This is a genomic window from Paraburkholderia sp. RL18-101-BIB-B (assembly GCF_046026985.1).
Taxonomy (GTDB): Bacteria; Pseudomonadota; Gammaproteobacteria; order Burkholderiales; family Burkholderiaceae; genus Paraburkholderia.
Genome location: NZ_JARESV010000018.1, coordinates 11656 through 24632, shown reverse-complemented (window position 1 = coordinate 24632; position 12977 = coordinate 11656). Strand labels below are relative to the sequence as shown.

The following is a 12977-nucleotide window of genomic DNA, read 5'->3' as shown; positions in this document are numbered from 1 at the left end:
TATCCAGGCCGTCGAGGACGAAGAAAAGCCCGCGCGATGGCGGGCCACAAAGTACCTATGGATCGACGCGATTCTAAGGCAACGAAATCGTCAACGTAGCCGACTGCGGCCCGAGTTTGACCACCTGCGAATACGGCGCGAGCGAGCGCAAGGTCTGATCGCGCAGATAGGTATTGAGGCCGAGATAAGCCAGCAATCCAACCAGCGCAAACACCGCGCCGATCGACCACAACGGCACTTCGCGTTTCAGACGATGCGCGACCTGATCCGGCAGCGGCCAATGCGGCGCGAACTGCGCGCGCTTGCCCTTCAGATGCGCGATTTCGTCGCCGATGCGCGCGGTCAGATACGCGAGCTTCTCCGGTCCTTCGAGCAGATACTTGCCCTGATAACCGAGCAGCAGGCACATGTGAAATACTTCGAGCGACTGCAAACGCGCCGCGCCTTGGGCGCGGCACTCCTCGAGATACTGGAAGAATTTCTCGCCCGCCAGTTGCTCGCCGAACAGCACGAGTTGCAGCGGCCGGCGCTCCCACTCCGTGCGGATCCTGAAGGTGGACGACAAGACCGATTCGTCGATAGCCGCGCAGAACGCAAACTTCGATGCGTAGACATCTTCGGCCGACGCATTGAGCTTCTTCGCGCCGCGTTCGAAGTCGCCGAGGAACTGCTGGATGCGCTGGCTGAATTCCTGCGCGTCGCCGGGTTCGCGACCGTTCTTCAACAGGAACAGCATGAAGAAGCCGTCGTACAAGAGATCGAGCAGCGAGCGGACCTGATAGCTCGGCTCCGTGATCGGTGCGGGCGTGGCGGTAGGCGTGCTGCCGCCAAAGAGGGATGGCGCGTAGCTCATGATGTGACGGCGATCAGTTCGAGTTGAAGATCGTTGATGCCCGATGGCGCGTAGATCATTGCCGATTGGGCCTGTAACATACGGTCGTACAGCGCGCCGCGCGCTTCGAACGAGAAGTAGCACGCACCCGGACGAACCGGAATGGCGGGCGGCACCTGCGGCGTGTAGACGAGCCGCACGCCCGGCATGGCCGAGAGCACCAGCTTGTCGACGTCGTCCGGCGCGCCGACCTTGAAGCGCGCGGGCACGGCTTCCACGAGTTCGGCGGTCGGCATGTCCGCCGACACCGCGATATAGAACATGGTCTTGTCGTCGATCTTGCCCGAGTCGAGGCGGCCCGCATGGAACGACGGGCGCACTTGCTCGAGCGCGATCGCGAAGTAGCGCGTGGAGATCACGGTTTCGAGCAGATCGCGCAGGATCGTGTCGAGGCGCGCGAAGCCGGGGCCCGGATCGTCGTGCCGGTAAGCCGGCAAGTCGGACAGCGCATAGCCCTTTGAAAACGTCATCAACTGGCCGGCAAGGCGCAGCAGTTCCTGGAACAGACGTTCGGGGTGCAGCGCCGAATGCTGGTACAGATGCGCGAGCGAAGCGAACGCCGCGCTCGCGGTATGCAGCAGCCAGAACGAAGCGATGTCGCCGGAGCGGAACTCGATGATGTTCTTGGTCGGCTCGCGGTGAAAACCGTACAGCGCATTGACCTTGGCCTGTAGTGCGTCGATCAGTTGGCGCAGGCGCTGATGCAGGATCGGCGATGCGTCGATGGCGAGGCAGGGCGGCACGAAGTTGTCGTCGATCTCGAAGCCCGAGGTGGCCGTGCGGCGCACGCGCACGAGCGGCACCGAAAGCAACTGGTCGCGCGGCTCGCTGTGCGCGATGAGTTTGACGCTGGTCTTCAGGAAGGTGATGTCGGCTTCGGCGGCGTCGGTGAAATGATCGGCCACCGGCGTCTGCTCGCTGACGTAACGCGACACGAAACCGGCGTTGCTGTCCTGCGCATAGTTCGCGCCGGTTTCGCGCAGCGGATGCAGCGCGAGATAAAACGTGAATTCGTTGATGCCGTCGGGCAATGTATCCAACGCGATGGGCGGCGGCAGGTCGTCGGCTTGCGGCGCGGAATAGAGCGCGCCGTCGGGGAACACCAGCGAGAGTTCGCTCACACGCAGCACATTGCTGCCGAGCGCGTCGCGGTCGAAGCGCGCCGAACGCACGCCCCAGTTGTACGGCTGGATCGCCTGGATCGATTCGAACAGACGCGCCTCATGATAGGCGTCCTGACGCTGAAAATGCTGCGGCCTTAGAAACAGGCCTTCCCCCCAGAGCACTTTTGCGGAATAACTCATCTCAAACCTGTTATATGCGTTCAGCGTGTGGCGCACCCGGAGATAACCGATTCGAGCGCCGCATTGTTAATTCTCTAAAAACTGTTAAATCGTATTTGACCGGCATCTTTATCCGCAGCTTACCGAAGAAAGCATATTCAGCGGTTGCGCGGGCAATCCCTGTTCCGGCGGGATCACAGTGCCGTTGGTCACCGTCATTGCACAGTTATGCAGGCCGATCATTATGCCGGATTTCTCCGACTTCGCCGGGTCGAAGGCGAATTTCCAGCGCTGCATCGCCGGATCGCGGAATAGCGCGACGATACCGAATGCCTGCGCTTCACGCGAGACTTTTTCGGTAACAACGTAGCGCTGGCCCGGGATCAGTGTTACTTCACGCACGCCCAGCAAATCGCCGCCCAGTGTGGTTTTTTCCTTGGCCGGATCGGTAAATGCGTCGAATGGCGCCTGCTGGAATGAAGTCGGGTCTTTCAGGGTGTAAAGCCGTACCACCAGCGCCAATGGCCGTTTGTCATTCGCGGCATTCAGATTCGGCGCGGCATATAAGGTAAGGCCGACATTGCGCGGCGGTTTCTGGGCATCCGGCAGGTCCGGCTTGCCGAGGCCGCTCGCCTGCAAAGCCGCGTTGGCAGCGGCTCCCAGCACCGTCACGCCGGCCGCGCAGCCACCCAGCAGCGCGCAGGCAGAGGCATGGGCAATCAATAGCGATGCATAGCGAATAACACGCGAATTCATATACATCGACCGGCTCGGCGCCGTCCCCCGTCAAAACACCAATAACGAATTCAATCCGGCAAATTTGCAGCCACGCTATGCCGCGTAATGCCGCTTTATGCAAAGCGCATGCAACTACCGGTGCTCCTGTGTTTGCGAGCGGCGAGTGGAAATTTTTTCCGGCACCCGCATCACCGCTATTGCATCAGGAAACAATTTCTGCTTGTTTCGTTTAAATGATCCACATGCATTTTTTTCGTGCAATCCTTCTTCACACGAAAGTTGAATTATCGAAAATTGGCCTGTACTATACCCGCGCACTTGAAGCAAAGCAAAACTCCGGTTTCTCCTTGAATTAGAAAATTCGCACGTCGGTGAAAAACGATGAATGAGCGTCTGTTAGTAAAACTATCTGGGGTTGTGTTGGCATGCGGCGTGATGGCCGGTTGCGCGACACAGGGCAACGTGGCGAGCACACCGGAGGCTTTTAATAAGCAACTTGCGGATGCCGATACCGTCGCAAAGGGCGGTGATCAGGATCGCGCTATCGCGCTTTATCAGCAACTTTCCAAATCCGATCCGACGCGTGAAGAACCGTGGTCGCGTATTGCGCAGATCCAGTTCACACAAGGTCATTACGGCCAGGCTATCGTTGCCGCGCAAGAAGCGCTGCAACGCGACCAGACCGATCGTCAGGCAAAGAGCGTGCTGGCGGTGGCCGGCCTGCGCGTCGCCACGCAATCGCTCGGCGAATTGCGTCAGGACGCGTCGCTCGCGGGTGATGCGAAGTCGGACGCGCAAGCGCTCGCCAAGCAGCTGCGCGACACGCTCGGCGAAGCCACGCTGTTCCCGCCCGACCCGAGCGACAAGCAGGCGGTGAAGAAGAAGCGCGTGATTCGTCACGTCGCCAAGGGCAAGGCCGTGGATGCACCGGAAGCCACCACGACCACCACCAGCGCCGCGGCGCCCGCCGCCACGCCGGCTGCTCCCGCCGCGCCGGCAGCGCCTGCCGCGCCCGCCAAAGCCGCGCAAAGCGGCGGCGCGTCCGATCCGTTCAGCGCGCTGCGCTGATCCACACGCCTGATCCATCAGCACCGGGAGCCGACGATGGCGAAGAAAGAAAGCATTCAAAAACGCTTGCAAAAAGTGCGGCCGCCCCGCGTTCAATTGACCTATGAGGTCGAGCGCGGCGATGCGATCGAGGTGAAGGAGTTGCCGTTCGTCGTCGGCGTGGTCGCCGATCTGGCGGGGCAGTCTGAAGTCGAGCAGCCGAAGCTGCGCGATCGCAAGTTCGTCAATATCGACCGCGATAATTTCGACGACGTGATGAAGGCGATCGAGCCGCGCGCCGCGTTTCAGGTGGAAAACCGTCTGAGCGAAGCCGGCGGCAAATTCGCCGTCGACCTGCGCTTCAAGTCGATGGCCGATTTCAATCCGGACGAAGTGGTCGCGCAAATCGAACCGCTGCGGCGCCTGCTCGAAGCGCGCTCGAAGCTCGCCGATCTGCGCAACAAGCTGGCCGGCAACGACAAACTCGAAGACCTGCTGAGCGAAGTGCTCAACAACACGCAGCAGTTGCAAACGCTGGCGAAAGACCAGAGCAACGCGGCGGACCAGCACGGCGGCGCGCCGGACCACGACAAGCAGGGCGAATAAGCACGGGGTGTGAGATGAATCAGCAAACGGCAGCAGCCCAACTCGCTACCGCGCAAAGCGGTACGGAATCCACGCTGCTCGACGAAATCGTCGAGAAAAGCCGCGTGGCGAAGTCCGATTCCGAGCACGCGCGCGCGAAAGACCTGATCGGCGAACTCGTGCATCAGGTGCTCGACGGCACCGTGGTGGTGTCCGACAACCTGTCGGCTACCATCGACGCACGCGTTGCCGAACTCGACCGCCTGATCTCCGCGCAGTTGAGCGCGGTGATGCACGCGCCGCAATTCCAGCGCATGGAAAGCACGTGGCGCGGTCTGGACTATCTGTGCAAGGAAAGCAATACCGGCGCAACGGTCAAGATCAAGGCGCTGCATGCGCCCAAGCGCGACCTGGTGCGCGACTTCAAGACGGCGATCGAATTCGATCAGAGCGCGCTCTTCAAGAAGATCTACGAAGAAGAATTCGGCACGTTCGGCGGCTCGCCGTTCGGCACGATCATCGGCGACTTCGAAGTGACGCGCCAGCCCGAAGACATGTACTTCATCGAGCAGATGTCACACGTCGCGGCGGCCGCGCATGCGCCGTTCATCGCGTCGGCGTCGCCCGAATTGATGGGCCTTGAAACCTTTGCCGATCTCGGCAAGCCGCGCGATCTCGGCAAGGTGTTCGACACGGTCGAATACGCGAAGTGGAAGTCGTTCCGCGACGCCGAAGATTCGCGCTACGTCGGTCTCACGCTGCCGCGTTTTCTGGGCCGCCTGCCGTTCAATCCGAAAGACGGCGCCACGGCCGAGGGTTTCAACTTCGTCGAAGACGTGGACGGCACGGACCACAGCAAATACCTGTGGTGTAACGCGGCATGGGCATTCGCTGCACGCCTGACAGCGGCATTCGACGACTTCGGCTGGTGCGCGGCGATTCGCGGCGTGGAAGGCGGTGGTCTGGTGGAAGATCTGCCCACCCACACGTTCAAGACCGACGACGGCGAAGTCGCGCTGAAATGCCCGACTGAAATCGCGATTACCGACCGCCGCGAAAAGGAACTGAGCGACCTCGGTTTCATTCCGCTCGTGCACTGCAAGAACTCGGACTACGCCGCGTTTTTCGCCGCGCAATCGGTGCAGAAACCCAAGAAATACAGCACCGACAGCGCGAATGCCAACGCAGTGTTGTCCGCGCAATTGCAGTACATCTTCTCGGTATCGCGCGTCGCGCATTACCTGAAGGCGATGATGCGCGACAAGATCGGCAGCTTCGCATCGGCACAGAACGTCGAAGTATTCCTGAACCGTTGGATCTCGCAGTACGTGCTGCTGGACGACAACGCGACGCAGGAGCAGAAGGCGCAGTTCCCGCTGCGCGAGGCATCGATACAGGTCTCGGAGATTCCGGGCAAGCCTGGTGCGTATCGTTCGGTCGCATTCCTGCGCCCGCACTTTCAACTGGACGAGCTGTCGATCTCTTTGCGACTTGTCGCTGACCTGCCGAAACCGGCTAATTCATAAAGCAAGTCAGCTAACCCGCGCTGGCCGCCCGGGTTGGCTGTTAAAACCACCTCTTTGGGGAGTCGATGAGTTATGAAGGATATCTATTTAAAATTCGGCAATCCGGCGATCAAGGGCGAGTCCGCCGATAAGGATCACGCCGGCTGGATCGAAATCGATTCGTGGAGCCACTCGATCACGCAACCGCGTTCGGCAACCGCCTCGACGGCAGGTGGTCACACCTCCGAGCGCTGCGAACATGCCGACATGCAGTTCACGAAAGACATCGACGTGGTCAGCCCGCTGATCTACCAACACGCGTCCGGCGGCACGACGTTCGACGAAGTCACGATCGACTTCATGCGTTCGGATGGCGAAGGCAATCGCATCAAGTACCTGGAAGTCAAACTCAAGTACGTGATTATTTCGAGCGTGACGCCGAGCGTGGTGGGCGAAGGTCTGCCGACCGAACAGTTCTCGCTGAAGTACGCCGCCGTGCAGTGGAAGTACACGCAGCAGAAGATCGGCGGCAACCAGGGCGGCAACGCGCAAGGCGCGTGGAGCCTGACGAAGAACGACAAGACGTACGCGGTCTGATGCACGGGTGCACACGGCGCGCGGGGCTCGAAAGGGTTGTCGCTCACGGTGTGTGCCTTGCATCGATCCGTTTCTTCGGACGCTGATGAAACGCTTCGAACCCAGCTTTCTCGACAAGCTGTTCGACGACGAACCGCATCTGCCGGCTTCCCCGGCGATGCGGCAATTGTCGTTGGATGAATTGAAGAGCACGGTCGCGCGCGACGTCGAGGCGATCCTGAATACGCGCATTGCGCTGACTGAACACGAATTGGCGGCGCTGCCGGAATGCCAGCGCTCGGTGCTCACGTACGGTCTGAATGATTTCGCGGGCCTGAGCCTCGCAAGCCATTACGACCGCACCTTCATCTGCAAATCGATTCAACAGGCCATCGCGCGGCACGAGCCGCGCTTGCAGCAGGTGGCGGTCACGCTCGAATTGAACGAACAATCCACCAATGCGTTGAACTTTTCGATTCAGGCGCTGCTGGTGGTCCATCCGGCGGAAGAACCGGTGAGTTTCGATGCGATGCTGCAGCCTTCCACGTTGCAATACTCGGTGACGCGCGCACGCGCGAAGCTGTAGTAGCAGAATTTTCAACCGCTGCATTCGCGTAGCGGCGTTGTCTAGCAGTTGCTTTGTGTACCGCTTTGCCGCAGCCGTTACGCGCAACGGTGGCGATCGTTTGGGCGGAGAGGCTTCAGGTCCGGGGATAGATCGATGGAAGAATTGCTGCCGTATTACGAGCGCGAGTTGTCATTTCTGCGGCGCTATTCGCGCGACTTCGCCGAGCGCTACCCGAAGATCGCGGCGCGTCTGGCCATGTCCGGCGAGCACTGCGAAGACCCGCACGTCGAGCGGATGATCGAATCGTTCGCGTTGCTCGGCGCGCGCATCAACAAGAAACTCGACGACGATTACCCCGAATTCACCGAGGCGCTGCTGGAAGTGCTGTATCCGCACTACCTGCGGCCGTTTCCGTCGTGCTCGATTGCGCAGTTGGGCACGTCCGCCGCACTGAGTCATCTGACCGAACCGGTTCGGGTCGAACGCGGCACCGAACTCAAGTCGCGGCCCATTCGCGGCGTGCAATGCCGTTTCCGTACCGCCTACGACGTGACGCTGGCGCCGATCCGCATCTCGGAGGCGAAATACACGTCGGTGGCGATGGCGCCGAGTGCCACCGTACTGCCGGGCAATGCCACGGCGATCGTGTCGATCACCTTTGAATCGACGGCGGCGCAACTCGATCTCTCCGCGCTGAAAGTCGGGACACTGCGCACGCATCTGCACGGCGAGCAGTCTTTTATCGCGGCCTTGGCGGACTGCCTGTTCATCAACGGAATGGCCACTTACGTGGAAGCCGACCGTCGCGGCGTGTGGAAGCAACTACGCGAATTGCCGGTCGTGCAAGCCGGTTTCGACGAAGAAGACGCGCTGATCGACTATCCGGCCAAATCGCACCCGGCGTACCGGTTGCTGACCGAATACTTCGCGTTCCCCGAGAAATTCAACTTCGCCGACTTCGATCTGGCGGCGATGACACGCGCAAGCGGCCGCTGCCAGCGTTTGACGCTGCATGTCGTGTTGAAGGAAGTGCGCAGCGACTCACACATTGCGCGGCTGCTGGATTCACTGGCCGCGCATCATTTCCGCCTGTTTTGCACGCCGGTGGTGAATCTGTTCGAACAGCACGGCGAGCCGATCCGTATCAGCCATCAGGCGATTTCGTATCCTGTGATTGCCGAAGCGCGCCGCGCGTTTGCCTACGAAGTCTATTCGATCGATTCGGTGAAACTCGTCAGGCAACAGGCGCATGAAGAATCGGTGATTGAATTCCGGCCGTTCTATTCATTGCATCACGGCGAAGCGGCGCGTGCGGGTCACTATTGGTTCGCACGGCGCAATGATTGGGTCGCGCAGAAAAGCCCCGGCTACGAGACTGAAATCTCGATCGTCGATATTGACTTCGAACCGGCCGCGCCGCAAACCGATACCTTGAGTCTCGATCTGACGTGTACCAATCGCGATTTGCCCGCGGGCCTCGCGGTGGGACTCGAAGGCGGCGATCTGTTTCTCGAAGGCGGCTCGCTGACCGGCAGCATCGCGATGCTGCGCCGGCCCACGCCGAGCGTGCGCTTCGAGCGCGGACGCGCCGCGCATTGGCGGCTGATCTCGCATCTGGCGTTGAATCACGTATCGCTCGCGAATAGCGGCTTGTCGGCGCTCAAGGAAATGCTCGTGCTCTACGACTTGCGGCGCACGGCGGTGTCCGCGCGGCATATCGACGGCCTGGTCGGCATCGAGCAGCGCGCCGCCGTGCAATGGCTGCCGGGCAAACCGTTCGCCACGTTCGTGCGCGGCATCGAGATTCGTTTGACGATCGACGAAGAGCATTTCGTCGGCACGAGTCTCGCGTCGTTCGTGCGCGTGATCGACACGTTTTTTGGGCTGTACGTGCATCTGAACAGCTTTGTGCAACTGGTCGTCGTGTCGAAGCGCACTGGCGAGGAGATTCTGCGATGCAAACCGCGCAGCGGCGAATCGATCCTGGCGTAGTCGAGCAGCTTCTCGACGAGCCGCATCGCTTCGAGTTTTTTCAGGCGGTGCGGATTCTCGAGAAGTGGTTCGCGCAGCAATCGCCAACCCACACCGGACGTCCCGGCGAAATCGTCGCGCAGCGGATTGCCTTTCGCAATTCACTGTCGATGTCGTTTCCGCCGAGCGAGATTCACAGCGCGCAGTCTTACGACGACGCAGGCGCGGCGCTGAAGGAAAAAGCACAACGCACGGTGGCGCTCGAAAACGGCTCGCTCGACAAGGTCGATATCACACCCGCGTTTTTCGGTTTGCTCGGCGGGCAGGGCGCATTGCCGCTGCATTACACCGAGCAGATCATCGCGCGTGAGCAGATCAAGCGGGATCGCGCCGCGCGTGAGTTTTTCGACGTGTTTTCGAATCGTGCGACGGCGCTGTTCTACGCGGCGTGGAAGAAATACCGTCTGCCGTTTCACTACGAGCTGGATCGCGATGAACGCTATTTGCCTTTGCTGCTCGCGCTCGCCGGCGTCTCCGACGACGATACGCGCAACAGCCTGCAAAGCGGCGACGGCGCGCTTTTCGACGAGGCGATTGCCGGTTACGCGCTGGCTGCGCGGCATCGGCCGGTTTCGGCGGCTTATTTGCAACGCACGCTGTCGGAGTACTTCAAGGTGCCGGTGCGCGTCGAGCAGTTCATCGGCAAATGGTACGACGTGCCACGCGATCAGTTGACCTTGCTCGGCAGCGTTAACGCGACGCTCGGCGCGACCGCGCTGGCGGGCGAGCGCGTCTGGCAGCGCGACATGCGCGCGCGTCTCGTGATCGGACCGCTCGACAAGGCCGACTATGAAGCGTTTTTACCCCGCGCCGATCGCGCGGTGGCGCTCGAACGCATGCTCACGCTGCTCGCGGGCGTCACGCTCGAATACGAGGTGTCGCTGGTGCTGCGCCGCGAGGCCGTCGGACCGAGCCTGTTGAGCAAGGGCGCGCGCCTCGGCTGGGACGCGTTCCTGTGCACGAAGGAAGCCGACCGTAACCGCGCGGATGCCCGCTACGAATTGCACGTGATTCACTGACCATAACGACAGAACCCGGACCCGGATCGCACGAGATGAGCACGTCCCTCAATACCCTGATCGCCAAACTGAATCCGACCTGCCGGCAGGCGGCTTTGCTGGCGGCGAACAATTGTCTTGCGCGCGGTCACTACGAGGTCGACCTCGAACACCTGCTGCTGGCGCTGCTGGACGAACCAGCGAGCGACGTCGCGCTGGTGCTGCGCGCGAGCAGGATCGACGCGCACGCATTGCGCGCGGATCTCGAGCGCGAGTTGCAGCGTTTGAAAACCGGCAATACGCGCACGCCGGTATTTTCGAAGCATCTGATCGAGTTGCTCGAACAGGCGTGGCTGATTGCGTCGCTCGATTCGCAGATCGGGCGGATCCGTTCGGGACATCTTCTGCTGGCGCTGCTGACCGCGCCGGATCTCGCGCAATTCGCCGAGCGCATGTCGCCGTTGCTGCGCGAAGTGCGCGTGACCGACCTGAAGCACAAGTTCGATGAGTTGACCGCGGGTTCGCGCGAAGTCGAGCGCAGCAATGAGACGCAAAGCGCGGAAAGCGGCGCGGACGATGGGACGCCGACCGATACCGCGCCCGGCGCGCCGTCGAAAACGCCCGCGCTCGACACGTACACGAGCAACCTCACGCAGCGCGCGCGTGAAGGCAAGATCGATCCGGTGATCGGCCGCGAGGGTGAGATTCGCCAGACCATCGACATTCTGATGCGCCGCCGCCAGAACAACCCGATCATGACAGGCGAAGCGGGCGTCGGTAAAACGGCGGTGGTCGAAGGTCTCGCGCTGCGCATTGCCGTCGACGACGTGCCCGCGCCGCTCAAAGGCGTAGCGCTGCACGTGCTCGACATGGGTTTGCTGCAAGCCGGCGCGAGCGTGAAAGGCGAGTTCGAAAACCGCCTGAAGAACGTGATCGACGAGGTGAAGAAGAGTCCGCATCCGATCATTCTCTTTATCGACGAAGCGCACACCATCATCGGCGCTGGTGGCCAAGCGGGGCAGAACGATGCGGCCAATCTGCTGAAGCCGGCGTTGGCGCGTGGCGAATTGCGCACCATCGCGGCCACGACATGGAGCGAGTACAAGAAGTACTTCGAGAAAGACGCTGCGCTCGCGCGGCGTTTCCAGGTCGTGAAGATCGAGGAGCCGAGCGAGACGCTCGCCGCGGCCATGCTGCGCGGCATGGCCGCGTTGATGGAAAAGCACTTCAACGTGCGCGTGCTCGACGATGCAATCACGGAAGCGGTGCGTCTGTCGCATCGCTACATCAGCGGCCGGCAACTGCCGGACAAAGCGATCAGCGTGCTCGACACCGCTTGTGCGAAAGTCGCGCTCGCGCACAGTTCGACACCCGCAGCAATCGACGACACGAAGAAGCGCCTGGAACGTATCGACGCTGAAATCGCCGCGCTGGAACGCGAAGTGGCGAGCGGCGCGCTGCACGACGAACGGCTCGCCGAATTGCGCGGTCTGCGTGAAGAAGACCTTAAGGATCTCGCCGAAGACGAAGCGCGCTACGACAAGGAACGTGCGTTGGTGACGGAAATCGTCGGCTTGCGCGCGGACATCGACGCGGCGCGCGTGAGCAGCGCTGACCCTGAACAAGCCGACAAGGCACAGCAGGCACGCGAAACGCTCGGCACGCGCGTAGCCGAATTGCACGCCTTGCAAGGCGGCCAACCGATGGTGCCGTTGCAGGTCGACGGTCACGTGGTTGCCGAAATCGTCGCTTCGTGGACCGGCATTCCGCTTGGCCGCATGGTCAAGGACGAAATCCAGACCGTGCTGAACCTGCAACCGTTGCTGGCCGCGCGCGTGATCGGCCAGGACCACGCGCTCGACGCGATCGCGCAGCGCGTGCGCACCGCGAGTGCGAATCTCGAAGACCCGAACAAACCGCGCGGCGTGTTCATGTTCGTCGGACCGTCGGGCGTCGGCAAGACCGAAACCGCGCTCGCGCTGGCCGACGTGCTGTACGGCGGCGAACGCAAGATGGTCACGATCAACATGAGCGAGTATCAGGAAGCGCACAGTGTGTCCGGTCTGAAAGGCTCGCCGCCGGGCTATGTCGGTTATGGCGAAGGCGGCGTGCTGACCGAAGCGGTGCGCCGCAATCCGTATTCCGTGGTGCTGCTCGACGAAGTCGAAAAGGCGCACCCCGATGTGCTCGAAATGTTCTTCCAGGTGTTCGACAAGGGCACGATGGACGACGCCGAAGGCCGCGAGATCGATTTCCGCAACACGCTGATCATTCTCACTTCGAACGTCGGCTCGCAGGCGGTGATGCAGGCCTGCCTGAACAAGAGCGCGGAAGAGTTGCCCGACGCCGACGAACTCGCGGAGACCTTACGTGCGCAACTGTACAAAGCGTTCAAACCGGCATTTCTCGGCCGCATGAAAGTGGTGCCGTACTATCCGATTTCCGACGACGTGCTCGCCGAAATCATCGAATTGAAGCTCGATCGGATTCGCCGCCGCATCGAGTCGAATCACAAGGCGGTGTTCGAGTGGGACGAGTCGCTGGTCGATGCGGTGCTCGCGCGTTGCACCGAGGTGGACTCCGGCGCGCGCAACGTCGATCACATTCTGAACGGCACGCTATTGCCCGAAATCGCGCAGCAGGTGCTGGAGCGTGTGGCGAACGGCGCGGCGATCGAACGCATTGCCGTGCGCGCGAGCGAGGCCGGCGAATTCGATTACACGGTGGTGTGAACGGACGCGCCAATCTGTTTTA

11 protein-coding genes are annotated in these 12977 nt (G+C 61.4%); 8 read left to right on the top strand and 3 right to left on the bottom strand.

Annotated elements, in window-relative coordinates; all coding sequences use genetic code 11:
• Window positions 1-73: 73 nt before the first annotated feature.
• The 3 genes from icmH to tssJ form a co-directional block, all read right to left on the bottom strand.
• Window positions 74-853 (bottom strand): type IVB secretion system protein IcmH/DotU, encoded by a 780-nt coding sequence (icmH, locus tag P0D73_RS24195; RefSeq protein WP_408178391.1) that lies wholly within the window; start codon window positions 851-853, stop codon window positions 74-76.
• Entirely contained in the window at window positions 850-2196 is a 1347-nt protein-coding gene (gene tssK / locus P0D73_RS24190; RefSeq protein WP_408433061.1) for a type VI secretion system baseplate subunit TssK, read from the bottom strand. The genes icmH and tssK overlap by 4 nt, the downstream gene beginning before the upstream one ends.
• Window positions 2197-2304: 108 nt before the next feature.
• Window positions 2305-2931, bottom strand: coding sequence for a type VI secretion system lipoprotein TssJ (gene tssJ, locus P0D73_RS24185; RefSeq protein ID WP_408286130.1), 627 nt, complete (start codon window positions 2929-2931; stop codon window positions 2305-2307).
• A gap of 363 nt (window positions 2932-3294) precedes the next feature.
• Between tssJ and P0D73_RS24180 the strand changes: the two genes are divergently transcribed.
• From P0D73_RS24180 to tssH, 8 genes are all read left to right on the top strand, one after another.
• The gene (locus tag P0D73_RS24180) at window positions 3295-3981 is read left to right on the top strand and encodes a tetratricopeptide repeat protein (protein WP_408178388.1); all 687 of its coding nucleotides are present in this window, start codon (window positions 3295-3297) and stop codon (window positions 3979-3981) included.
• Window positions 3982-4017: 36 nt separating this feature from the next.
• Window positions 4018-4566, top strand: a complete 549-nt coding sequence (gene tssB, locus P0D73_RS24175; RefSeq protein WP_106280696.1) for a type VI secretion system contractile sheath small subunit — start codon at window positions 4018-4020, stop codon at window positions 4564-4566.
• Between the two features lie 14 nt (window positions 4567-4580).
• Window positions 4581-6071, top strand: a complete 1491-nt coding sequence (gene tssC / locus P0D73_RS24170) for a type VI secretion system contractile sheath large subunit (RefSeq protein ID WP_132382930.1) — start codon at window positions 4581-4583, stop codon at window positions 6069-6071.
• A 72-nt stretch (window positions 6072-6143) separates the two neighbouring features.
• Window positions 6144-6647, top strand: a complete 504-nt coding sequence (locus tag P0D73_RS24165; RefSeq protein ID WP_020070381.1) for an Hcp family type VI secretion system effector — start codon at window positions 6144-6146, stop codon at window positions 6645-6647.
• Between the two features lie 85 nt (window positions 6648-6732).
• Window positions 6733-7212, top strand: a complete 480-nt coding sequence (gene tssE / locus P0D73_RS24160) for a type VI secretion system baseplate subunit TssE (protein ID WP_408286003.1) — start codon at window positions 6733-6735, stop codon at window positions 7210-7212.
• Between the two features lie 135 nt (window positions 7213-7347).
• Complete coding sequence (tssF, locus tag P0D73_RS24155) at window positions 7348-9186, top strand: type VI secretion system baseplate subunit TssF (protein ID WP_408178387.1); 1839 nt, start codon at window positions 7348-7350, stop codon at window positions 9184-9186.
• The gene (gene tssG, locus P0D73_RS24150) at window positions 9150-10244 is read left to right on the top strand and encodes a type VI secretion system baseplate subunit TssG (RefSeq protein ID WP_408433058.1); all 1095 of its coding nucleotides are present in this window, start codon (window positions 9150-9152) and stop codon (window positions 10242-10244) included. The genes tssF and tssG overlap by 37 nt, the downstream gene beginning before the upstream one ends.
• Before the next feature lie 35 nt (window positions 10245-10279).
• Window positions 10280-12955 (top strand): type VI secretion system ATPase TssH, encoded by a 2676-nt coding sequence (tssH, locus tag P0D73_RS24145; protein ID WP_408433056.1) that lies wholly within the window; start codon window positions 10280-10282, stop codon window positions 12953-12955.
• The last annotated feature ends 22 nt before the right edge of the window (window positions 12956-12977 follow it).